General features: G+C 47.6%; 21 protein-coding genes and 2 pseudogenes. 5 read left to right on the forward strand and 18 right to left on the reverse strand.

The features are described 5' to 3' along the window. Positions 1–286: 286 nt before the first annotated feature. The 5 genes from HLM86_RS08960 to HLM86_RS08980 all read right to left on the reverse strand — a co-directional run bounded on the left by HLM86_RS08960 (position 287) and on the right by HLM86_RS08980 (position 5491). Positions 287–1702, reverse strand: a complete 1416-nt coding sequence (locus HLM86_RS08960; protein WP_076590160.1) for a class II fumarate hydratase — start codon at positions 1700–1702, stop codon at positions 287–289. Positions 1703–1720: 18 nt separating this feature from the next. Continuing rightward, positions 1721–2101, reverse strand: a complete 381-nt coding sequence (locus tag HLM86_RS08965) for a hypothetical protein (protein WP_076590159.1) — start codon at positions 2099–2101, stop codon at positions 1721–1723. Positions 2102–2280: 179 nt separating this feature from the next. After that, on the reverse strand, positions 2281–3138 hold the full coding sequence (gene yghU / locus HLM86_RS08970) for a glutathione-dependent disulfide-bond oxidoreductase (protein WP_076590158.1): 858 nt from the start codon (positions 3136–3138) through the stop codon (positions 2281–2283). A gap of 163 nt (positions 3139–3301) precedes the next feature. Next, the gene (locus HLM86_RS08975; RefSeq protein ID WP_170882629.1) at positions 3302–3961 is read right to left on the reverse strand and encodes an HAD family hydrolase; all 660 of its coding nucleotides are present in this window, start codon (positions 3959–3961) and stop codon (positions 3302–3304) included. 132 nt (positions 3962–4093) lie between these two features. Then, positions 4094–5491: an alpha-amylase family protein gene (locus tag HLM86_RS08980; protein WP_170882630.1), complete on the reverse strand. Its 1398-nt coding sequence runs from the start codon at positions 5489–5491 to the stop codon at positions 4094–4096. 240 nt (positions 5492–5731) lie between these two features. On the opposite strand from HLM86_RS08980, the gene HLM86_RS20310 reads away from it, so the two are divergent. Continuing rightward, positions 5732–5863 carry a hypothetical protein gene (locus HLM86_RS20310; protein ID WP_281249534.1) on the forward strand — a complete coding sequence of 44 codons (132 nt, stop codon included), beginning with the start codon at positions 5732–5734 and terminating at the stop codon, positions 5861–5863. Between the two features lie 233 nt (positions 5864–6096). On the opposite strand, the gene katG is transcribed toward HLM86_RS20310, so the two are convergent. The 4 genes from katG to HLM86_RS09000 form a co-directional block, all read right to left on the reverse strand. Further along, positions 6097–8274 (reverse strand): catalase/peroxidase HPI, encoded by a 2178-nt coding sequence (katG, locus tag HLM86_RS08985; protein WP_076590155.1) that lies wholly within the window; start codon positions 8272–8274, stop codon positions 6097–6099. Between the two features lie 305 nt (positions 8275–8579). Beyond that, complete coding sequence (locus HLM86_RS08990) at positions 8580–9197, reverse strand: glutathione S-transferase family protein (protein ID WP_076590154.1); 618 nt, start codon at positions 9195–9197, stop codon at positions 8580–8582. Further along, positions 9190–10233, reverse strand: coding sequence for an NADPH-dependent curcumin/dihydrocurcumin reductase (curA, locus tag HLM86_RS08995; protein WP_076590153.1), 1044 nt, complete (start codon positions 10231–10233; stop codon positions 9190–9192). The genes HLM86_RS08990 and curA overlap by 8 nt, the downstream gene beginning before the upstream one ends. An 81-nt stretch (positions 10234–10314) precedes the next feature. Further along, entirely contained in the window at positions 10315–10899 is a 585-nt protein-coding gene (locus HLM86_RS09000) for a TetR/AcrR family transcriptional regulator (protein WP_076590152.1), read from the reverse strand. Positions 10900–11126: 227 nt separating this feature from the next. Here HLM86_RS09000 and HLM86_RS09005 point away from each other — a divergent pair, with 227 nt between their 5' ends. Beyond that, positions 11127–11924: a substrate-binding periplasmic protein gene (locus tag HLM86_RS09005; RefSeq protein WP_170882631.1), complete on the forward strand. Its 798-nt coding sequence runs from the start codon at positions 11127–11129 to the stop codon at positions 11922–11924. A 9-nt stretch (positions 11925–11933) separates the two neighbouring features. On the opposite strand, the pseudogene HLM86_RS09010 reads toward HLM86_RS09005, so the two are convergent. The 4 genes and pseudogenes from HLM86_RS09010 to HLM86_RS09025 form a co-directional block, all read right to left on the reverse strand. Next, positions 11934–12394 (reverse strand): annotated as a pseudogene (locus HLM86_RS09010) (GNAT family N-acetyltransferase). Continuing rightward, entirely contained in the window at positions 12391–12711 is a 321-nt protein-coding gene (gene yqfB / locus HLM86_RS09015; RefSeq protein WP_076590150.1) for a N(4)-acetylcytidine aminohydrolase, read from the reverse strand. The pseudogene HLM86_RS09010 and the gene yqfB overlap by 4 nt, the downstream one beginning before the upstream one ends. Before the next feature lie 443 nt (positions 12712–13154). After that, a complete protein-coding gene (locus HLM86_RS09020; RefSeq protein ID WP_170882632.1) occupies positions 13155–14321 on the reverse strand; it encodes a DEAD/DEAH box helicase in 1167 nt (388 codons plus the stop codon). Positions 14322–14409: 88 nt separating this feature from the next. Then, on the reverse strand, positions 14410–14916 hold the full coding sequence (locus HLM86_RS09025; protein ID WP_170882633.1) for an OsmC family protein: 507 nt from the start codon (positions 14914–14916) through the stop codon (positions 14410–14412). Between the two features lie 214 nt (positions 14917–15130). Here HLM86_RS09025 and HLM86_RS09030 point away from each other — a divergent pair, with 214 nt between their 5' ends. Continuing rightward, positions 15131–16807 (forward strand): amidohydrolase, encoded by a 1677-nt coding sequence (locus HLM86_RS09030; protein ID WP_170882634.1) that lies wholly within the window; start codon positions 15131–15133, stop codon positions 16805–16807. A gap of 36 nt (positions 16808–16843) precedes the next feature. After that, positions 16844–17248 carry a hypothetical protein gene (locus HLM86_RS09035; protein WP_245798251.1) on the forward strand — a complete coding sequence of 135 codons (405 nt, stop codon included), beginning with the start codon at positions 16844–16846 and terminating at the stop codon, positions 17246–17248. Here the strand turns inward: HLM86_RS09035 and HLM86_RS09040 are convergent, their stop codons facing one another. The 3 genes from HLM86_RS09040 to HLM86_RS09050 form a co-directional block, all read right to left on the reverse strand. Continuing rightward, positions 17249–18124 carry a LysR family transcriptional regulator gene (locus HLM86_RS09040; protein WP_076590145.1) on the reverse strand — a complete coding sequence of 292 codons (876 nt, stop codon included), beginning with the start codon at positions 18122–18124 and terminating at the stop codon, positions 17249–17251. It abuts the gene before it with no gap. A 139-nt stretch (positions 18125–18263) separates the two neighbouring features. Next, positions 18264–18974: a substrate-binding periplasmic protein gene (locus HLM86_RS09045; protein WP_076590144.1), complete on the reverse strand. Its 711-nt coding sequence runs from the start codon at positions 18972–18974 to the stop codon at positions 18264–18266. A gap of 170 nt (positions 18975–19144) precedes the next feature. Beyond that, positions 19145–19687: an outer membrane beta-barrel protein gene (locus HLM86_RS09050; RefSeq protein WP_076590143.1), complete on the reverse strand. Its 543-nt coding sequence runs from the start codon at positions 19685–19687 to the stop codon at positions 19145–19147. A 380-nt stretch (positions 19688–20067) separates the two neighbouring features. Here HLM86_RS09050 and HLM86_RS09055 point away from each other — a divergent pair. Continuing rightward, positions 20068–21174 (forward strand): annotated as a pseudogene (locus tag HLM86_RS09055) (HNH endonuclease signature motif containing protein); the annotation flags it as partial. Positions 21175–21228: 54 nt separating this feature from the next. On the opposite strand, the gene HLM86_RS09060 reads toward HLM86_RS09055, so the two are convergent. Next, entirely contained in the window at positions 21229–21981 is a 753-nt protein-coding gene (locus HLM86_RS09060; RefSeq protein WP_076590141.1) for a substrate-binding periplasmic protein, read from the reverse strand. 118 nt (positions 21982–22099) lie between these two features. Next, a complete protein-coding gene (locus HLM86_RS09065) occupies positions 22100–23779 on the reverse strand; it encodes an RluA family pseudouridine synthase (RefSeq protein ID WP_170882635.1) in 1680 nt (559 codons plus the stop codon). Between the last annotated feature and the right edge of the window lie 19 nt (positions 23780–23798).

Here is a 23798-nt window from a genome sequence, read left to right on the forward strand (position 1 = left end):
TGATACTAGTACACCGGTGCGTATGTTCTAGTACTCGTTGCCGTCTTTGTCGGACGAACGCTCTATTTTCTATGCAATTATTGCAACGATTGAGGATTTAAGTAGGGTGTGTTGGCAACAGTATTGTCTTTTAAGAATGAGGGATCATAGGTTTACTGACCCAGTCCCGCGAGCGATACCAGACACACTCATATTGCACGGTATGGAGGTCATTAGAAAAATGGCGCCGACGGTCACGCCACTTTCTCGGTTGTCTTTGAAACTCAATTCTTTTACTTACCCGTGTTTAGTCTGCCAGACCGCCTTGAGTGAGAGTGGCGGGATCAAGCAGGCGTTCGAGAGTTGCTCGGTCAAGTTCCGTCGACTCCTCTGCCACGTCAATGATTGCTCGCCCTTCCCGATAAGCTTGTTTGGCCACCTCGGCGGCTTTAAGGTAACCAATCACTGGATTGAGCGCCGTCACGAGAATGGGGTTTTTGGCCAATGCCACTTGCACATTGTCTTCACGGACTGTGAAAGTGGCAATGGCTTTGTCGGCCAGCGCTATCGAGCTGTTGGCAAGCAGTGAAATACTCTCAAGTAGGTTGTGAGCAATCACGGGCAACATCACATTGAGTTGGAAGTTGCCTGACTGACCACCTAAAGTAATGGTCGTATCATTGCCGATGACTTGGGCCGCCGCCATCGCTGCGGCTTCGGGAATGACAGGGTTAACCTTTCCGGGCATAATCGATGACCCGGGTTGCAGGGCTTGCAACTCAATCTCGCCCAAGCCTGCGAGTGGCCCAGAGTTCATCCACCTTAGATCATTGGCGATCTTCATGATCGTGACAGCGGTGGTTTTTAACTGCCCAGAAAGCGCTACGATGGCATCTTGACTGCCGAGGTTATAGAAGAAGTTGCTGCTGGACGTAAATGTGCTGTGCGTCGCTTGTGATAAGTTGTCAGCAAAAGCCTTTGCAAAACGTGGGTCCGCATTGATGCCTGTGCCTACTGCGGTTCCGCCCTGAGCGAGTGCTTTGACATTCTTCATGCTCTGTTGCAGAGCTTCTTTCGCTTGTTCCAGTTGGTATTGCCAACCACCCAGTTCCTGATCAAAGGTCACGGGCATGGCATCCATTAGGTGGGTACGGCCGGTTTTTACGCTCGCTCCGACTTCCTGACGTTTGGTTTGCAAGCTGGCGATAAAATGATTCAGTGCTGGGATCAGCTGTTGTTCGACGTTGAGAGCAGCACTGATCTGAATCGCTGTTGGGACCACATCATTACTACTTTGTCCCATATTAACGTGATCGTTTGGACTAACATCCCCACCAAGAAGGCGGCTGGCTAGAGTCGCAATGACTTCATTGGCATTCATATTGGAGCTGGTCCCAGAACCTGTCTGAAAGACGTCAATGGGGAAGTGCTCTCTATGCTGACCATCGATGATAGATTGCGCTGCATCAGCAATGGCATTCGCAATATCACCTTCTATCAGACCAAGTTGAGCATGGGTAATTGCGGCGGTCTGCTTTATGTAGGCAAGCGCTTGAATGAAAGCCTGTGGCATGGTGTGACGACTGAACTGAAAATTATCGACAGCACGCTGAGTTTGCGCTTGGTATAAGGCATCGGTCGGCACCTTGACCTCACCCATGCTGTCTTTTTCGATACGGTATTGACCGTCTTTGGAGTCTGGCAATTGAGAAGTTAGCGTCATTGGAAATGTCCTTTATCATTAGTCGAGCGGTGTTCGTAACCGCTGCAATTGATGTTGTAGTTCAATAAATTTGATATCACCGTTTTCCCATTGGTCGTAGTAGCGCTTGAGGCTGAACAAAGGGGTGTGCACGGCGTCAAGGCAAACTCGTCTGAAGGTGCGACTCCTTAGGGCGTCTTGAATGGCATCGAGTAGGTGAAAATAGACCTGACGTAAATAAAATTCGCACAGTAGGGGGTTCTCATTCTCCTCACCGCGTTCATAAACGGATGACAACGTGAGCGCCCAGTGGATGTAATCGTGGATCACATCGGGTTCAAATCCACAGGGTGTATGCTGTTCAAGAAATCGATCCTGAGCTTTGAAATAGCCATTGTAGAGTGCTTGCTGGTTGTCCATTATTACCTCCAACCTTATTGTAATGATAATTATTATCGTTTTAAGGTCGAGAATCAAGCTTGTTTAGCCAATGGCTATCATAGGGTGCGCTAGCGCACAGTCGTTATTGGGAAAGACCAACGATGGTGGGGAGGAGTGACCCTCGATACGAATGCGAATAGAGGGTCAACGAGGGCGAGTTAGCGTTTTAATTTAAGTGCTTTGTCGATGTCTTGGGCGCTATGGCGTTCAGCGACTTGTTCCCACTCTTCTCCCCACGTACGGTTTACAATGCGTCCACGTTGGACTGCCGAACGGGCCTCGACGGCAAGTGCCCAGCGTTTTAGGTGCTGATAGCTGTCTACATCCAGAAATTCTTTGGCGTCGTAAATGTTTCCTAAAACCAGATTTCCGTACCAAGGCCATATTGCGATGTCAGCAATGCTGTATTCATCCCCAGCAAAAAACGCGTTATTGGCTAACTGCTTATCTAAGACGTCGAGTTGACGTTTGGTTTCCATAGCAAAACGATTGATAGGGTACTCAAACTTTTCAGGTGCGTAAGCATAAAAGTGACCAAAGCCGCCCCCCAGGTAGGGTGCTGATCCTTGCAGCCAGAAAAGCCAGTTCATGGCTTGCGTTTTTGCCGCGAACGCTTTGGGCAAGAAATGGCCAAACTTCTCAGCGAGGTACAATAAAATATTACCTGATTCAAACACATGGGTTGGCGTATTGTCCGAATGGTCGACTAAGGCTGGGATTTTTGAATTAGGGTTCACAGCAACAAACCCTGATCCAAACTGGTCTCCATCACCAATTTTAATCAGGTGAGCGTCATAGTCGGCTTGAGTGATACCTAGAGCGAGTAACTCCTCAAGCATAATGGTCACTTTTTGACCATTTGGCGTGCCCATGGAATAAAGCTGGATTGGGTGTGATCCGACCGGCAATACTTGCTCGTGACGTGCGCCAGAGTCGGGGCGATTGATGCTCGCCCATTGACCGCCATTTTCGTCATCCATTGTCCAAACTTTCGGTGGTATGTATTGATGCGTCATTGTCATTCCTTATCCAAAATGAAGTTAAGTACCTAGATGATATGGAGGGGGAGACTTGAGATAAAAACCCCCTATGATCAGATTATTAGAACCTTTGGTTATTGCAAATGGACAATGTTTATAAGGCTTGGCGAATGGGGGAGCGTAGGTCGCTAAATACGGGTTATAAACCCGTATGGTGTTGTTTGAGGTGATCGAGGACTGTATGCAGGGATGGAACAATTTGGTGGCCAAGTGCTTTTATTTGGCGACAGGGTTGGACCAAATCGGGGATCTGGAATGTGGTCATCTTAGCAGAAACGGCACTGCGAACCCCGTTATTTGAATCTTCGAGCGCGAGGCAGTTGACAGGGTTGATGTTTAACCGTTTTGCGGCAAGGAGGTAAATTTCAGGGTCTGGTTTTCCCTTGGTGACTTCACAACCACAGGTTAATTCATCAATATATTGGTCAAGCCCGGCGAGCCTTAGTTTTATCTGCGCGGTGGCGCGGTGTGTGGACGTCGCGACAGCAATAGGCAGCTGCTGCTGTTTTAACCAAGTCAGTAACTCGATAGCCCCTTGCTTTATGGGAATAGCTTGATGCTCAACAATGGCATCATAGTGTTTTTTCCAGTCAGCATGGAGTGCGTCTAGATCCTCGCCGTACACGGTTCTTAGTACCTCATCGATGCCCGCCGCATTGCGGCCAATCATAGACAGATAGGTTTGCTCAAAAAAGGGGAGGTTGAGATGAGTACAGGATTGTCTGAAAACTTGCATGCACACTCGCTCGGTGTCGAGCAAGAGGCCATCCATATCAAAGATAGCGGCGTGTATTTTCATAGAGCAACTCAAGTGATAACAGTATGGTGAGTATTTTTGCACATTTGTGACGTCGAGTAAAAGTCGCTATAAGATACCCTCAACGATAGGTCTGATCATCACCAGACCCTACAGATTAATCCGCTGTTTTTGTTAGAGCATCCACATTCTTGCGGTGCGTGCTGGAATACTCACGGTATGGTAGCGACTGCGGATGGTGGTAGACAGGCCGGTTAAGGTATCAGTATAAGGGACGTACCAGTTCAGTTCATAGTGATCTGTGTCGAGTGTCAATGAACGGGGTTCACCACATTTATTAATGGCAACCACCCCTTGCTTGCCGCGTTTAAACATCAGAGTACATTGATCGCTGTGAATCATGGTCATGGTGTGTCCTTGCATCCTATTGTGGAATCTAAGCATCTTAACCATGGTCGGGTTTTTCCAGACATCAGCCCAGCGCCCATTGTCCTGATCCTCATCATCAGGGAGCTCATCACTATAAATAAGCGGTGTACCCCCTTCTTTGCCGAGAATATAAGCATAAGCGAGATGTTCATCGATGGGGTCCATGATCTGATAACGAAATCCGTTGTTAGTGGGAATATCATGGGTAATGGTGAAGGTGATGGCACGTGCGTCTTCAAGTGCTTGCCCATAAGCTTTAGGGTCATGCAGTTGGTTTAAGCGACCGCCAAAAGAGAATGCGCTGCGGATAGAAGCAAACAGAGGAAAATCGTAAGCAGAGTGGTCGGTATTGTTTAAATAGGGCGCCAAAAAGGTGTCATATTCTGGGTTTCCAGCCCCGCCACCTGTGATAACTTCACCAAAAACCCGCATGCCTGAAAGGATGTTTGGTGTAAAGATTTGGTCTATCTGATACTGACTCATATGTTTGACCGCATCAACACGAAACCCCTTCACACCCATGGTTTTTAATGCACTCAGATAGGCTCTCTGTTGCGTGATGACCCATTGGTTTTCATCGAGATCAGGTAAGCCGGTATCACCATGATCACCACATAGCCGCCAATACTGAACGTGACCGGGATCTTGCCAGTTGGTAATGCAGCCAGAAGGGTGAAAGTCAGCAGAAGAAAACAAATCTTGGCTTGTGTCACCAAACAACGTTTGGTTTGCGTAGTAAGACGCGTTAGTCACATAGTCTGCAAGGACAAGGCTGCCTGGGTAATTGAGGTCACTGCGTTGCGTCGCTTCGTTAGCCATATGGTTAAGCACGACATCGGCATAGACATCGACACCATGCAAAGAGAGGGCAGAAATCATGGCGTCAAGATCCTGCTTGTTGCCAAGTGGAGAATCAATCACCCTGTAGTCTTGAGGCTGATAACGAGCCCACCATTTCGCTCCGCTTGACTTCATTGCGGGTGAAATCAGGACGCTTTTATAGCCCGAGGCCGCAATGTTGTGCGCCTGAGCGGTGATTTGCGAATACTTCCAGTTGAAGGCATGCAATATCGCCTCTGCATGGCTGTATTGAGGTAGGGTAACCGCGGCGATGACCGCGAAGACGGTCGTTATTTTTCTCATAGCACTTTCTCGTTAATGACAATCTTAACTAGATTATTGAGTGCGAATTTAATTAGTAGTAGCAGACTTAAAAGTCGCTACTGCAGTCACGTTATGTAGGGGGAGGAGTTAACAAAAATGCAACATGTTTGTGACTTTGTGACTTTGTGATGGTCGGGTTGATGTATGGTCTTTGTGCCTGATTTTTGAACATTCTGGTCTCAAATTAAGGGACCTTGAGAATATAGAAAGGGGCTAGGAATGAACAGGGGTGGACGTGTCATCGCTTTGCCTTTGTATTCTGATATTATCAATCGCCGACCGACAGCGATGAGCTTCGGTCGTATATCAGATCAACGATTATCGGTAGGCAGAGTGATCAGTAAAAAATGAACAGCTCTCTGGTGTCAAATAACTTAAAGAATTCGAAACGTTTCATCGCCAACTCTCCTCACTTAACGCATTGGGGTAAGGGGTTTTAATATGCACCCTGACTCTTAATTGGTTGTGCCTCTTAAATCTAGTTCAAGCTCACGATTTTTTCCATATTACCCAAGCTTTTCGTCATTAGTGTTCACGTTATCCATCTCCCCCACGCCGTGGCGGGGGAGAGTTTAGATCAACCGTCAGAGGTTTAAATCGAAGCGATCAGCGTCCATGATCTTGCACCAGACACTCACAAAATCGTTGATCAGCTTATCTTTACTGTCGTTCTGAGCGTAGACTTCTGCATAGGCCCTCAAGATTGAATTGGAACCAAAGACAAGGTCGACTCGTGTTGCGCTCCATTTCTCCTTTCCGTTGCTTCGTTCAATGATTGAATACGTGTTGCGGCCTGTGGGTTTCCATAAATAACGCATGTCGGTCAAATGAACAAAGAAATCATTCGTTAATACGCCGACTTGGTCAGTAAAGACGCCGTGGTGCGTTTGTGAATGATTGGTGCCCAAGACGCGCATACCGCCAATCAGTACGGTCATTTCTGGTGCGGTTAAGCCAAGTAACTGGGCCTGATTTAACATCAATTCTTCAGGACTGACGGCGTAGTGCTGTTTTTGCCAGTTACGAAAGGCGTCAGCGACAGGTTCTAGAACATCAAACGAAGCCACATCGGTTTGCTCGGCGTTCGCGTCCCCTCTTCCCGGTGAAAAGGGGACGGTGATGACTTTGCCTGCGGCTTTCGCTGCTTTTTCCACTCCGACATTGCCCGCGAGGACAATCGTATCAGCGAGGCTTATCCCGCAATCAGCAGCTATCGGTTCGAGGATCGCAAGCACCTTAGCGAGCCTGTCAGGTTCGTTACCCTGCCATTGATGCTGTGGTGCAAGGCGGATACGAGCACCGTTGGCACCGCCTCGTTTATCGGAATGGCGGTAGGTGCGTGCGCTATCCCATGCTGTTGAGACGAGTTCACTGACACTGAGTCCAGTATTGGCGATTTTTGCTTTGACCATGTTGATATCATAATCACGACGCCCCGTTGGAACTGGGTCCTGCCAGTTCAAATCTTCAGCTGGGACATCTGGGCCGAAGTAGCGTGATTTAGGGCCCATATCCCGGTGAGTCAGCTTAAACCATGCACGGGCAAACGTGTCTGAGAAGTAAGCTGGGTCGTTATAGAATCGTTCAGATATCTTACGGTACTCTGGGTCGAGCTTTAATGCCATATCGGCATCTGTCATCATAGGGTTATGACGAAGGCTAGGATCCTCTACATCAACGGGCTTATCTTCTGGTTTAATGTTGTCAGGTTCCCATTGCCAAGCGCCCGCCGGACTTTTCTGCAGTGACCAGTCATAGCTCAATAACAGATGAAAAAAGCCGTTGTCCCATTGTGTTGGGTGGGTTGTCCACGCGCCTTCAATGCCACTAGTGACGGTATCGCGACCCACACCACGAACGGTGTGATTGTTCCAGCCTAGGCCCTGTTCATCAAGGTCAGCGCGTTCAGGCTCAACGCCGATATTTGACGCGTCCCCATTCCCATGGGCTTTACCCACGGTATGTCCACCTGCGGTCAACGCAACAGTTTCTTCGTCGTTCATACCCATACGTTCAAATGTCACCCGCATGTCTTGGGCTGTTTTGAGTGGATCTGGGTTACCATCAACGCCTTCTGGATTGACATAAATTAACCCCATCATGACCGCCGCAAGGGGGTTCTCAAGATCGCGATCACCGGAGTAGCGGCTGTTTTTAGCGTCACTTTCTGCTAACCATTCTTGCTCAGCACCCCAATAAATATCCTTCTCTGGGTGCCAGATATCTTCACGACCAAAGGCAAAACCAAATGTTTTCAGGCCCATTGACTCATAAGCCATGTTACCCGCGAGGATCATGAGGTCCGCCCAACTTATTTGGTTGCCATATTTTTGTTTGATAGGCCAGAGTAAGCGTCGGGCTTTGTCCAAATTGGCATTATCTGGCCAAGAATTTAGGGGAGCAAATCGTTGGTTGCCGGTGTCGGCACCACCGCGACCATCACCGGTTCGGTAGGAGCCAGCCGAGTGCCAGGCCATGCGAATCATCAAACCACCATAATGCCCCCAGTCTGCGGGCCACCAATCCTGACTGGTGGTCATCAGTGTTATCATATCTTGTTTGAGAGCGGCGACATCGAGTTTCTTGAGTGCTTCTCGGTAGTTAAAATCGTCGCCCATCGGGTTCGATTTTTGATCATGTTGATGGAGAATATCGAGATTAAGGGCATTGGGCCACCAAGCGACATTGGACTGTTGTGATGACGTCGCACCGCCGTGCATCACAGGGCATTGACCGCCGGTGTTACTGTGTTTGTGTTCCATGATTTGCTCCTTGAGTGTCACTTTATTTAAGGTTGCCACTGAAATGCTTTGCCAGATGGCATCCCGTCAACCTGATTTTTTAATGTGAGTCAAAGACTTCTATTGTATCGAGTTCTGAGACCCTGTTAGGGACAGGCTATCTTTCTTGCATTGAGAATAGTCTCCGAAGGCGTATCAATAAAATGGGTTGTCGCTATTTTATTGATAGAGCCTGACTATCGTTGCTCGAAGAGAGCGGAGGAACGAAAAGAAGGATAAAGGAATAGAAGGTGAGCTACCCATGATAAGGTAGCTCAGTTGGAGGCTTAACCGTACTGGGCTTCAAGACGGTTGGCTTGTGCAAAACTTGGATGGCTTGCCAATTGAGAAGAATAGCGGTCAATATTGGGGTAGCGTTGACGTAACCCAAATTGAGTCAGAATATCGATGATGAAAGACATCATGATATCGGCCCCAGTCAGTTTGTCAGCGACGAGGTAGCGCTTGCCTTCAAGGCGTAAGTTGACGTAACTCATCACTTTGTCCAGTTCCAACTCGGCGTAGTCGGGCAAAAAGTTCATCGCAGCCCCATCTTTGGCCACAAACACTTTCAATAGAAGGGGGAGGGCGGCAGAGCTTTCGGCAAAATGCATCCACTGTAGATAATCTAGGTGCTCATCAGTGTCTTTGGCAGGCGCTAGGGTGTCGGCGGCGTACTTGTCGATCAGATACTCAGTCATGGCGCCAGACTCAGTAATGACTCGGCCTTGTTCTTCAATGACCGGCGACTTTCCAAGTGGGTGAATTGCCTTGAGCTCAGGCGGTGCAAGGAATGTTACGTTGTCGCGACGATATGAAACAATCGAATAGTCAACGCCTAACTCTTCGAGCAGCCAAATAATACGTTTTGAGCGAGATTGGTTGAGATGATGAAGTTTAATCATTGTTGACCTGCATAGGTTGATTGGTTTTTACGACTAACTTGCCAAAGTTTTGGCCTTCTAGTAAGCCCATAAAGGCGCTAGGGGCCGCCTCCAGACCTTCCACGAGATGTTCACGGTAGTGAATCTTTCCCTCTGCTAACCAATGACCCATATCGTTGGCAAATTCGTTATAACGATGGGCGTAGTCATCGAATATAATAAAGCCTTGCATCTTGATTCGCTTGACTAATAATTGGCCCATCAACAGAGACATGCGGTCAGGGCCTTGTGGCAGTTCTGTCGCATTGTATTGGGAAATCAGACCGCAAAGTGGAATACGCGCCCCTGTATTGAGCAAAGGCATTACCGAGTCAAAGACGTGTCCTCCGACGTTTTCAAAATAAATATCGATTCCCTGATCGCAGGCTGCCATAAGTTGTGCAGAGAAGTCTTTTGCTTTGTGATCAATACATTCATCAAAGCCGAGATGATCTTTGGCGTATCGGCACTTCTCTTCACCACCAGCGATACCAATCACACGGCACCCTTTGAGTTTGCCTATCTGGCCGACCATCGAGCCTACAGCGCCAGTCGCCGCGGCGACGACAAGCGTATCCCCTTGTGTTGGTCGACCAATATCCAGCAGGCCCATATAGGCAGTGAACCCGGGCATGCCCATCACGCCGAGTGCGTAAGAAGGGTCGGTAGGCTGTTGGCCCATGTTGATCAGTTCTTCGCCGTTGGAAATGCAATAGTCCTGCCAGCCAGTGTACGCTAGAACCCAATCACCTACTTGATAATTGGGATGTCGTGATTCCTCAACCTGACAGACTGTACCGCCAACCATCACCTCATTGATGGCGACAGGTTCTGCGTAAGATTTTGCGTCACTCATGCGCCCGCGCATGTAAGGGTCAAGGGATAAGTAGACACTTCTAAGTAAGACTTCCCCCTGATTTGGAACGGGTTTTTGGCTGGTTTCGAGACGGAAGTTTTCAGCATTAGGTGCTCCATTAGGGCGCGATGCTAGCACAATACGTCGATTTATATGGGTCATTGTGTCTCCTATTATTAGACCGGTCGTCTATATTAAAGGTAAGCCAAGCTCCCGTACTAACGTGAGCCGGGAACAATATTTTTACGGGTTTAAAATTACGTGAGTTGTTTCAAGACAGCGATGAAGATGAGACTGATCTTGCGCGAGTTTATTTAACAGGCTCGCCCCAAGCCATTGCTGATAAAGCTGGGCCGCGGTTGCTTCCGCCTGAGTAACACCAACGGAGCCGTCCGTTATTCCAGTGGCAATACATCGTGCAATGGCTTGAATAATTTGTTCGGCACCACTGGCTAGTGCCAACCGCATGGGTTCCGACAAATCAGAAACTTCGGCACTGAGCTTAACCACCATACAACGATTGGCGTTGCAAACGCCGCTATCGATTTCCAGCCAACGACCAAAATACCCCATTAGGCGTTGGTAGCCATTCCCTTCATCCGTCGCAAGTATCCCATGGATACGAGCAAGGTAAGTCTTAATGTAATCGTCGATCAGGGCTTCACCAAACCGCTCTTTGGACTTGAAGTAATGATAAAACGATCCCTTGGGGACATCGGCTGCTTTTAGGAGCTCGGACAAACCAACGGCGGTAAAACCTTTAGTGACCACGAGCTGGTAACCAACTTCGAGTATATGTTGGCGTGTATCTTGGATTTTGGTATTCATGGCCAAGACTATAAATCAAATTAGACCAGTCGTCTAGTGCTTGTTTCGCAACGACGACTTGTTATTTCCTGATGGCCTCCAAGGCAAATCTGTAAAAAATCGCACATTATTGGTGACAAATATTATTATTAAAAGTGATTGATCCTAAAAATGGGGTCGATTGTGAGTCGTGCTTTCCTTGAAAGAGAGCAAGATGGGTGGAAGGTTGGTGATCACATGGAGTCAGGATGAAAGGATTACGAATTGTTACACTGTTTGCTTTGATGCTTGGGTGGGAAGCTCGTGCGTCTGAACCTCTCCAGTTGGTGACGCTAGAATATCCACCCTATATTGAGGTGGAAGGGGGGCAAGTCAGTGGCGTGGCGACTGAAGTCGTGGCGTATATTTTCTATCACCTTGATGTGCCTGTCGAAATTACTGTGTTGCCTTGGGCTCGGGCGCTTAATATGGTGAAGCGCGGGCGAGCCGATGCCATTTTCACCGCGTTTAAAAACCCAGAACGGGAAACGTTTGCTGACTACAGCCAGAATGTTCTATTTTTGCAAAATATTAGCCTGATGTCCCTTGCTGAGAGAAATTACGACCCTGAAGAAGTGCTCGCGGGCGATGCCTCTTCAATCACGCTGTGCGTGGTTAACGGGGTCAGCTATGGCAAACGGATGGACAAAAAGATAGCAACGGGTGAGTTCAAGTTAGTCTTTCAGAAAAACAGCATGGCAGAGTGTGCACATTTGGTTCGGACCAAACGCGCTGATCTTTGGGTCAATAACGAATTTGGTGCGAGGAGCGTTTTAGTGACCGAGGGCCTAGAACAAGACATCAAGGTATTGACGCCCGCCATTGAAGCGACGCCCAGCTACATTGCCTTTTCTAAAGCTCGCCAGCACCAAGCCCTCGTTGCGAAGTTTGATAGCGTGTTGAGTGAAATGAAGCGGGACGGCCGTTATGAGTCGATGATTTATGACTATTTTGCACGAATGAGGGAAAGTCACAAAAATCAAGACATACCATTCGAAAGTCAGTAGATTTGATGCCTAGCTTGTTGCCAGTTGTTTTGCTGTCGGACACATTTGCATGTGGACAAAGTGACGATCATGGCCCGTTTTCTCAAATCCAAATCGCGTGTACAACCCTTCAACTTGGTTCCCCTGTAAATAGCTTAGCCTGATCGGTTTGTTTTTATCTCTGGCGATCGCGAAGCAGTGGTTGAGTATTTGGCTACCGATGCCGCGACCTTGGCAGTGTGGAAGTAAAAAAAACGGCCAAAATAAAAATAATCCCCTTTGTCCTGAAGTAAAAAACTGCCACTGGCTGTGCCGTCAATCTCAATGACATTGGGTTGGCCTTGCTGCCATTCATTGAGATGCCACTGCTTTTGCTGATTGTCATCCCACCCAAACACCGCCTCAATGGCGGATTTTTCTGCGTACTTTTTTAATTCAAACAGAAAGTTGAAGTCGTTGGGGCGGGCGGGGCGTATGTCGAACTGGGTCATGATGGAATCAGTTCATACGTGATCATGAATAGTGTATCGGTGTCAGGGTAGATATCGCGAATGAGCTGTTTGAGTTTGGGTAACTCAATATATTCTTGCTCCGCGTGAAATTGATTAATATCATCAAAATGAAGCGGTTCGACGGCGAGAATGTTGATATCGCATACTTTTTTTCTGGTTTCTAGGACAAGTACTTCAACCTGGCTGCCGGGTACATAATGAGACTCAGATTCATCGCGAATAGTAATGGTCTTTTTTCCTGATGCAATCAGCGGCGTTAGGAATTCAAAAAACGTGATGGTCGTCGGTATTGTCATGTCAGTGTTAGTCAGTCTGAACGTGGTTGAGACAGAGTGTAAACTAGAAGTCTGTATGAAACCACTTTATACGCTTATCTGCAAACGACATTATTACTGGCCTAGTCGCCAAACCAACCTAATGTTGAACATCATGGCCCTTGTTTTGAAAACGGTGTAATTGATTGGATTTGCCTAAGTTGGTTGATCGGCGATCCGAAACCGCATCGAGAACACCAGTGTGCCGAGATCTGTATTCTGGGAGGCCTCACCCTGTTTAAATGTGAGTAGCAAGGCCGATAAGGCGGCGAGAGGGTCCTTATCGGCTTGGCCTGAGAAACGTGGGCTGAGTTGTGTGGGTTGTCCTCATTTGTCTTGTCAAGACATGGCGCTGGTTCCTCACTGCTCCGTAAGTGACGAGGCAGAACACGCCACTTACGGAGCCAGTTTGAAAATCGATAGGGTTACTGTTGAAAATCACGATTCATAGGGACTGTTTTCTTTGGCTCAAACCCTTGGATTTCTCGACGTTCAATCATGTGGCCTAAACGGCTTTCAATCATACATAGGTTTTTGAAGTTATCTTTTGAAACGAATGAAATCGCTTCACCCTGTGCATCGGCCCGGCCAGTGCGGCCAATACGATGGACGTATTCATCGGCTGGAAAGGGCAAATCATAATTAATGACTCGGGTTAGGTCCTCGATATCAATGCCTCGGGCACCGACTCCAGTGGCAATGAGGTACTTTATACGGCCCGCCTTAAAGTCGGCGAGTAACTGGGTACGGACGGCCTGACTGCGGCCACTATGGAAGGCTTGAGCATCAATGCCGCGTTTTTCCAACTGCTGTACCAATTTGGCCGCACCGTGTTTGGTTTCGATAAAGATCAGCGCTTGCTCCCAGTTATTTTCCTTAATCAGATGACTAAGCAGGGCGGATTTTTTGTCCTTATCGACGGTAATTAACCATTGTTCAATGCTCTTTTTTGAGGCTTGGTTGGCCGCAATCGTGATTTCATAGGGATGATGGACGGCCGTTTTTGCTAAATCACGCACTTTGTTCGATAAGGTTGCAGAAAAGAGCAGATGCTGAATGTCAGTGGGCAATCGGTCGAGTATTTTGTTGATGTCTTCAATAAAGCCCATATCGAGCATGCGATCCGCTTCATCAAGCACCAGTACTTCAATCTCTTCAAAATAGATGGCGTGTTGCCCGTAGAGATCCAGCAGTCGCCCTGGCGTCGCCACGACAATATCCGCCCCTTGAATCAAGGCTTGTTTTTGTGCTTTGTCATCGACTCCGCCATAGAGAGCAAGCGAGGTCAGAGGCAGGTGTTGCCCATAATCACGGATTTTAGTTTCTACCTGTATCGCCAATTCTCGTGTTGGGGTCAAAATCAATCCACGGATCCGCTTTTTGCGCTGGGTTTGCCCTTGACTGAGTTTTTCTAATATCGGCAACACGAAGCTGGCTGTTTTTCCTGTTCCTGTCTGGGCTGCGGCAATCAGGTCCTGACCTTGCAAAATGGCAGGAATCGCTTGAGTTTGAATATGAGTGGGTTTGTCATAGCCAAGTTGGGTTATTGCGTCAGTGAGCGGTTGGCTTAAGCCGAGTTTCGAGAAAGGCATTATTAGGCTCTAAATTTTGGGTAGTGGAACGGGATTTCCCGCTTATCTACCATTAAGTCTAACATGATTGGCGTGGGTCGGGGCAAACTCATGGTTCAATTTTGTCAGGCGCGATGGTATTGGCCGCAAGAGCGGTGATTTCAATGGTGATATGGGTTGTGACGGAATTGGCGATAAAACAATGCTGATGGGCGAGGTCGTGCATTTTTGTGATCTGATGATGGTCAGGTTGGCGATCACCAGAGAAAATAATGTCAGGCCTTAAGGTGACGTTAGTCACACTTGTCCGGCCCTTGCTATCTTGCGCAAGCTGCCCTTGCGCTTTGTCTTCATAGCGGTCAATCACATAACGACGTTTCGCGGCGATGCCAAGAAATGTGAGCATATGACAGCTTGAAATGGCGGCAATAAAGGCTTCTTCAGGGTCAACGTTGTCGGCGATGGCGTAGGGCAGGGGGACGATGTGTGGTGACGCTGACGCTGGGACCGTGATACCGCCATCAAACTCCCAAATATGCCCACGGCTGTAGTGATTATCACTGAACACTTCTTGTGGGAGGCGAAGCCAACGAATCGTGGCGGTGTAGTCTGACATGGAAAGATCCTCTCTGTCGTTTAGTGTAGAGTCTTGGCGCTAAGGGCGAGCAGTAACGAGTCTGTATGAGTGGATAATAAGGCCCCACTCATGGGCTATCCGAAATCTCTGATAGTGACTATTTTCCACTGTTTCCAATCACTTGTTAGGCTGTATTTCCAGACTCACCCTATACTCTGACACGGTGGGGCAACAATCAAAAGGAAACAGGTCGATGAAACATGCTTACCCGCTCATTGTGCTGGCAAGTTTAGCCATGATTGCCGAGGCAAAACCTTCAAACTATGCGGATATGGTGCTCACCAATGCCACTATATACGGTAACCCAGCCGCTGACTCAATTGCCGTCGCGAAGGGGCGTATTATTTATGTGGGTATGGCCGCAGATGTAAAAAATTACTCAAATTCCATGACCGACGTTATTGACCTTGAAGGGGCGTATGTTGCGCCGGGCTTTATCGACAATCACAACCATGTTTTCGAAGCGGCATCGCAAGTGGGTGGCCAATGCGAGCTGAGTATGGATGAGGGAGTGGAAGGTCAGGTCGCTTACCTTAAAGCCTGCAAAAAAGAAGCCCGTCAAGGTGATTGGGTGATGGGATATGGGTTTTCAATCGAAGCCGTTTTGGCCGAAGAGAACAAAACCACGCCGCTGGAGGTGATTGATTCGGTATTCCCGGATCAACCAGTGATTATTATGGAGCAAACATCCCATTCAATGTGGGTGAACTCAGTGGCCTTAAAACAAGCAGGGATCAGTAAAACCTCTTCAGAGCCACAGGGTGGAAAGATACTCAAAGACCCCTATACCGGAGAGCTCAATGGTCTCTTGATGGATAACGCTGGTGATCTTGTTATGGAGATGGCTTGGAACAGCCTTGAAGAACAATTTGACCAAAGTTATGAAGGCTTGATGGCAGGCTTAGAGGAAGCAAGAGCGCATGGAATTACCACGATTGGTGATGGACGATTGTATTGGAAGAGAGGCTGGTATGACGTTTGGAAAGAAGCGGAAAAGCGGGGGGATTTAACAGCACGAGTTTCACTCAGACCATGGATCTACCCCACAGATGCGATGGCGCCTCAATTGTCCTTCCTCAAAGAGATATTTTCCACGGATACTTCGCGCTTATTGTTGGTGGATCAGGTGAAAATGTACAGTGATGGCATCTTAGTCAACGGAACAGCGAAAACGCTCGCGCCTTACTTGGAGACTTACCTCCCTGATGAACCTTATGGTATTAACTATATCCCACCGAAGGCGATGGAAAGCTGGCTGACCGCTCTGGATAGCATCGGTTATGGTGCCCATATTCATGCGATTGGTGATGGTGCGATTCGCGAATCACTTGATGCCATAGAAGCGATGAGAGAGCGGAGCGGAAATAAAGATTACACCTTAACACACGTCGAATTGGTCAATTCCGATGACCTCAAACGTTTCGTGAAATTGAATGTCAGTGCTGACTTTCAGGTAGGTTCGGACTACGTTGCTTATCATGATCACCAATGGGCGCAAGCGTTTTTGGGCGCGAAACGCACCCGTGCCTTGATGAACTTACGAAAGATGTTTAATACCGGGGCGAATGTTTCTTTGAGCAGTGATTGGAACGTGCATAACATTAATCCGCTGGTCGGGATCGCCAATAGTCTCATTATGGGCAAAACGGGATTACCGAGTGTTGAGTCCGCCATTGATGCTTATACCATTAACGCTGCTGTGAGTCTGGGGATGGATGAGGAAACCGGATCAATAGAGGTCGGGAAATCGGCGGATTTTGCGATCTTGTCTCAAGATATCACTCAGCTAACACCGGAAGCGATCAAAACGACCACACTCTGGATGACTATCCTCAAAGGGAAAGTCGTTTTTGATGTGGACAAGATTTAGCGGGCCTAGGCGAGCAGGGGTGGCAAGGTAGCAGCAATGAAAATAAAGTTTATGGTAGAAGTGGCCTTCAAACAGGTTTTCATCTTATTGGTTTTAGTGCCGATGTTGTATTGGTTGACGCTGGATGCGATGCAAGAGATGGATAAGAGTAATCAGTCGTCAATTCTCGCTGTGGTGGGTCTATTGATGGCCGCGGCGATTGTCGGGGTGTTTGAAGCGACTTACCAAAAAACCGATATTGACCGATGGAGCCATCGCTATTTGGCCCATATCACCAAGTTGATGTTATTGGTTGGTGTCTCTCAATTAATGATGTTGGCGGTGGTGACCATAGGCACAACAGACAGCATTCGTGACGACCCACTGCTGTGGGCATTGGTGCCTATTTATCTGGCGTTGTATGTGTACGACTGGTGGGATGCGTTACTGCTTTGTGATTAGTCAAGGCAGAAACTGGTGGTGTTGTTTCAGGGAAAGAAGGGTTTTTCTGCCAACCTCTGAAAGGGGGAAGCCTGCGCGCCAGCACAGCTCTACTCTGCGAGGGATATGGCTTTGCTCAAACTGGGTGTTAAGGTGTATTAATGCCCCACGATTTAATGCGTGTTCGATATTCGCAAGGGGCAAAAAGGCGAAACCGGCGCCTCTTTCAAGTAAGGTTATCAGCATGGTGAGATCGTCAATGATGGCATAATCAGGGCTATACCCTTCTCCTTGCTCTTCGCTTGGTTTGCCCCAAATGAGTTCCCTGTACTGACAAAGCGTATCGATCAGAATCGGCTGATGTGAAGCGAGTAAGAGCGACGGACTGCACACGATCCCTTCTCGATAATACCCCAGTTTGGCATACTCAATGTTGGTTTGATGGAGAGCGCCTGATTCATTTTGAATGATGAGGTCTGTGACTCCATTGACTAAATCATGACGGAGCTCCCTTTGCTCCCCGCGATAGATTTCGATACCGCTATGGTGAAATTGAAGGATATTCGATATTGGGGCCATTATTGCGCTTTCAGGAATGTAGTGCTCGATGCCAATCCGTAGAGCAATGGGCTCTCCTTGACTTAAAGCAGAGGCTTTATTGGTCAGCTTATCCAGTTGAGCTAAAGTATGGATGAGAGATGGCAGCAGTTGTTGTCCCTGCTTGCTAAGTTGGCTTTTATTACCGGTTCGGTCGAACAGTTTGACGCCGAGATCGACTTCAAGATCCGATATCCATTGACTCACCTGCGATTGTTTCTTACCCAAACTTCGCGCAGCCGCCGAAATAGACCCTTTTTCAATTGCAAGAAGTAGGGCTTTGAGGTGAAGCACATGCATTGTGTTGACTCTTGAGAGTGCGAGATACTGTCATTCTAATTCATCAATAACCGCATGCAAAAGGGTTTGTGAGTGTCCACCGAGCTGCGTTTACTGACCCCACTCGCCTGTGATACCCCTAATTCTCTTAGTGCGGCCACTAAGGTTTAGGTTGATACTGTTTGGTAATTGCTTGCTGTGTGCCATCGGCGATCAGTAAATCGAGCTGGTATTGAAGACGGTCAATGATCGGGTCTCTGACCGATGGGTTGCACGCCAATCCCATTTTTATCGCAAAGATATCCATCACTTTTTCGATGGGCTGGCCTGTTTCTACCATAGCCAGATATCGAGATTCAGCCATGGCCACCAAATCAACACGATTAGCTTTGAGTTTGAGCACGGACTTATCCGCATCGGAGGCCCTGTCTAAACGACTAAAACCGTTATTTTTGAGATAGACGCTTGCCACATCCTCGTTTTGAACCCCGATTCGAAGGTGCTTTGCTTCATTCAGTGATGACAATTGATAGGAGCGACTTTTCAACTTAACTAACACCGACATGTTGAGCGATAGAGGTTCGACCCATTTAAAAGATTGGCTTCGTTCAGGGGTATGGGAGGTGGTGAATACGCAAGTGTTTTTTTCGGTTAAGGCTTTGTGATAGGCTCTTGCCCATGGGTAGACTTTCATTTCAAACGCGACGCCGGCTCTCAGCATAATTCTCTCGACCTGCTCTGTGGCAATACCCTTAAGTATGCCCTCCTCGGTGTAGCTAAGCGGGGCATACTCTTCGGTATTAATGATCAATCGTTCTGCCATTGAAGAAGTGCAAAATGCGATTAAGAGCGCGTAACACAACAATTTCATTCATGTCCCCAACATACCCCACCAACTCATGTTATAGGCAGAACGGCCTGAATTCTCAAGTTTTATAATGATTGGGGACAAGGTCTTAATGGTACGATGCCTGTCTTAGCCTGCGAGACGTAAAAACAGGGCGGGGCTTGACGGCAAAAGAGGTCAGCAGAAAAGGTACGCTAAAACTTAAGGTTCAGCCCAGCAAAGAACACATCGGATTCGAAATTGTCGGCTAAGACAAATTTACGGTATTCGAGATTGAAGCCGACCGTGCTGAAGGCAACAACCTCAGCCCCAAGTCCATAATAGGGGTTAAAGCCCTTGTGAGACTCGGTTCTCTCTGCCTGACCTGTTGGGGTAAAGGTTTTCTCAACGTTTGAATAGTTGGCCCCACCCAGCGCATAGATATTGAAAAATGGAATAGGAGAAAGACTGGCTTTGAGACCGAGGTAACCTGTGGAGTACTTCACTTGCTGTTTGGTTTGGCCAAAGGCGGTGGAAATAATATCGTTAGTCATACCATCCACGGCAGCATAACCAAGCTCGGTAGCGAAATTAGGATGAAATTGGTAAGAATAATCAATTTTTCCCGCGAAGCCTGAGTCATCCCAATCATTTGGCCCTTCAGTGCCACCGTAGCCAATCCCAACACCAACTTGATGGTTTGCGGCGTAAGCGCTAGAAGAAATAAGGAATAGCAAGGGTAAGAAACGCATTTTCATAGTGTGCTCTGTTCAATAGTGAATAAGTGATCAATGTGCATGTATAACGGAAATCACCGTCATATGCATGAGTATTTTTGTCTATTTTTTGTCAGTGTGTTGCGCTCAAAAAGCGTCTTCCAAGCCGACAATGCTGATGTTGGATAGCGTCAGTAAGAAGGGGATGGATCTAGAAAAATGTATTAACTTTTTCTTAAGTTTTTTGTATTTATTGATATGGAGAATAAATTCGTGTTTATTTATTCAGTGAATGAGAGTGTCAGTCACATAACAATGATAACAAAGGACGTGAAATGAATGACCTACTGAATAAGCGTGTGTTAGTCGCGTTGTTTACTTGTATTCCCCTAGCGGCTTTGGCCGCAGAGAGAAATAATACCACCGCGCCACTGAATTGTTCTGAGAACACGTTGACCGTTGAAATATTAACAGACAACTATGGTAATGAAACCAGCTGGATATTGACCAACGGCAGTCAGCAAGCCGTTTCTTCTGGAATGGGTTACGCGAGCAACACCCGTTATATGAACAATGTGTGTGCCTCATCCGGCCGCTACGTCTTTGAAATTAATGACGCCTACGGTGATGGGCTCTGTTGTGATATGGGCAAGGGGGCTTATCAAGTCAGTAACAATGGTAAAGTATTGCTACAGGGAAGCACATTTGGTTACGTCTCGCGCCACGAATTCACTTTGAGCGGAGATGATCCGACGACGCCAAGTGGGTATTACCTACCTGCGCAAGGGCAACAAGGTTACGCTCTAAAAACGGCCTTATATAACATTATTAAAGACCATGATTCTCAAGGGTACTCTGCGTTGTGGAATCTGACCAAGTCCGCCGACATTGACCGTTACTACGAAAAAGACGGCACCATTTTGGACATCTACTCAGAGCGTATCAGTGGCCAAGAGGCGTTTAACTACACAAAAGTGTTAGACCAATGTGGCCAATATCGTCGTGAGGGAGAGTGTTATAATCGTGAACATTCCTTTCCCAAGAGCTGGTTTGGTGGAAAAATAGAGCCAATGAACTCAGATGGCCATCATATTTTTGCCACTGATGGGTATGTGAATGGCATGCGCGGTAATTGGCCGTATGGTGAAGTGGGTTCGACGACTTATGTGTCTTCAAATGGCTCGAAAGTGGGTCAAGCTGCGATTGGCCTAGGGTATTCTGGGAAAGTATTTGAGCCGATTGATGCTTATAAGGGCGATCTTGCTCGAGCTTATTTCTATATGGCGACCCGCTATGAAAATGGTATCGCTCACTGGGAAGCCAACTCTAGCAATGCCAATGCCGTTCTCAATGGCAATAATACGTCGGTATTTGAGCCTTGGGTACTGGCGATGCTCAAGCGTTGGCATGCCAATGATCCGGTCGACCAAAAGGAGCGGGATCGAAATAACGCTGTGTATCAGTTCCAGAAAAACCGTAATCCCTATATTGACCATCCGGAGTTTGTCAATAGGATTTGGGGCAACTGACATCAGTAAAGATCGGGTCAAGGTTATGAAGGGGTGGATACCACCCCAACTTACTTATTTTTTGTATTTTCCCTCAATAGACGCTTGGCGGTACGCATCCAGTTTTCCTTCTGCTTCCAGCTTGGCTAATCCACGATTAAAGGCATCGGTCAACTCTTGAGCACGTGGTGACTTTTTGGAAATAATCACGAAGTACTCGCGGGTTGTTAAGGTTTTTGGGTTGGGTTCCAATTTATCGGTGAGTTTTAAATTTGTGATGGTTTCCATGCCGACGTCCATATCTTCAAGGACGATATCCAGTCTACCCGCACTGAGCTTTTTGTAGTTGTTTTCCGCACTGGCAATACGCTGTATAGTTAACTTTCCGGAATTCTCTAATTGCTCTATTCCATAGGCGTATCCAGTCACGCCACCAATTTTAAACTGTGCCAGATCTTCTTCGCTACTCCAGGTGACTGGTCGCGCTTTTTGTTGAAACAATGCGGTGCTGAGTGTAATGACGGTGTTGGTGTAATGGAAAAACTGTTGTCGCTCGGGGTTTTTACTCCAGATAAGTGAGCCATCAAACTTACCCACTTTGGAATCTTCAAATCCGCGTTTCCACGGCATATACGTAAATTCGACCTGATAGCCTTCAGCTTCAAAGGCTTCTCTGACTATCTGGGTAATAAAACCGCCATTTTTGAGCGATTTTGATTGGTAGGGAGCCCATTCGCCATTGGCGAGTTTAACGGTGTTGGCCTGAGCGAAAGCGGCAAATACAAACGAAGCGGTAAAGCATAGCAAAGTGTGGATGAGTCTACGCATTATGTGTTCCTTTTACAGGCTGATGGATTCAGTAAAAGAATAGTCGTTGATAAAAAATATCACCACCCGTTATGACTTCTGAACGTCAGACACTCGGTGTACTCGGTGGCAAGACCAACTAAAAATCGACAGGTGCCTCGAAGACCAGTATGTGTTTACTGTAAGGGTGCTCAAACTCGAGTCGCTCGGCGTGTAAGTGCAACCTTTGGCCCCGTATGCCGTAAAGTCCATCACCCAGGATCGCGGTATTTAGCCCCAAGTGGTGGGCGCAGTGAACGCGTAGCTGGTGAGTACGTCCCGTTTTGGGATAGAGATACAACATGGATTGCCCTTGAACAGTGTCTATTTTCTCCCAATACGTCAGTGCGGGTTTCCCATGTTGGTCACACACCAGTTGACGCGGTCGATCGTCGGGGTCCCCGCGCATAGGCAGGTGAATATGACCACTGGCTTGCGTAATTTCGCCATCGAGTAAAGCCACATATCTTTTTTGGACCGAACGTGAAATAAACTGCTGCTGTAGGTGCTTGTTGGCGCTTCGGGTCAAGGCAAATATCAGCAAGCCGGATGTCGCCATATCAAGCCGATGCACAACAAATGGGCCTTCCGCTTCTGGGTAACGTTGTTGTAATCGAGTATAGGCAGAGTCTTTAATGGTCTTACCCGGAACGGAAAGGAGCCCAGCGGGCTTATTGACGACAACGATGGCGTGATCTTCAAAGACAATGTCCAGTTCTTTATCTAAGGCCCAACCTGATTCAAGAGGATTTTCATCCACAGCCATGCCTTTTAACATATGGCCAAGAATGGGTTGGCATTTACTATGACAAGAGGGATAAAACTGACCATGTTGGCGGATTTCTGATCTGGGTGAGCATCCCCACCAAAACTCGGCGAGCGCCAGCGGCTGAAAACCGTGTTTAAAAGCAAAATGGAGTAATTTTGGGGCCGCGCATTCACCGGCACCTGCTGGAGGAACTGGCGAGGTGGTGGATTTAAAAATAGCATTGAGAGACTGTTGTTCGCCAAGAATATTAAGGAATCGATACTGCTCAAACAGCTTGTGTTGCAATGTATTGGATAACGCTTTGCGTTGCCGCTTTAAACGTTCAATGTCGCCGCTAAGTTGGTCAAACTCTGTTTGTAATACACTCATTTTTGAGTCCCAATCCGACTTGAGGCTTTTTAGGGCATTTTTTTCTGCGACACTCTGTTGAGCGAGTTCGTCAAGTCGTGATTTGAGCGCAGCCTCGCTGAGTGTCAGTTTGGCTTGTTGACGTTGTGCTTTTCTTGAGGCACGCGCCAGAATGATGGCTTGACGTTGGACTTGCTCTTCGCTTTGGTACTGGTTTTTGTTGTGGTTGATCGCTTCCAACAACTCAGCAACTCTAGGGTTGGATTGATGCTGAGTGAGCATGCGGTTAACCGCATTAATATCGGCCAAATCCTGATGAAAAAAACTCTCCTCGGCCAGCATGTCAAACACCGGAGGCACAAAGTGTGGGAGTCGATTTTGGTCGGCAATTTTTCCCGAGAAGGCAGAAAAATAACCCACCTGCCCTTCAGGTGAACGGGCGACCAGTACCCCAAACATCTTGCCAATACCCTTTGAGTTCTTCTCTAGGCCAAAATCATGCTGCCAATCGTTTTGTGTGGTCAAATGCTGCTGCAGCTCTCTAGCGGCCAGTTCGCTTAATGGATGGGGCTGATAGAAAAACGGAAACGTAAAGCGGTCAGGGAGAGTGAATCCATCAATAGGCGCATTAAAAAGAGTAAACATAGGTTGAGGCTGATGCATGAGACTTGCCATAGAGACT

It is taken from the genome of Vibrio ostreicida (genome assembly GCF_013074385.2).
Taxonomy (GTDB): domain Bacteria; phylum Pseudomonadota; class Gammaproteobacteria; order Enterobacterales; family Vibrionaceae; genus Vibrio; species Vibrio ostreicida.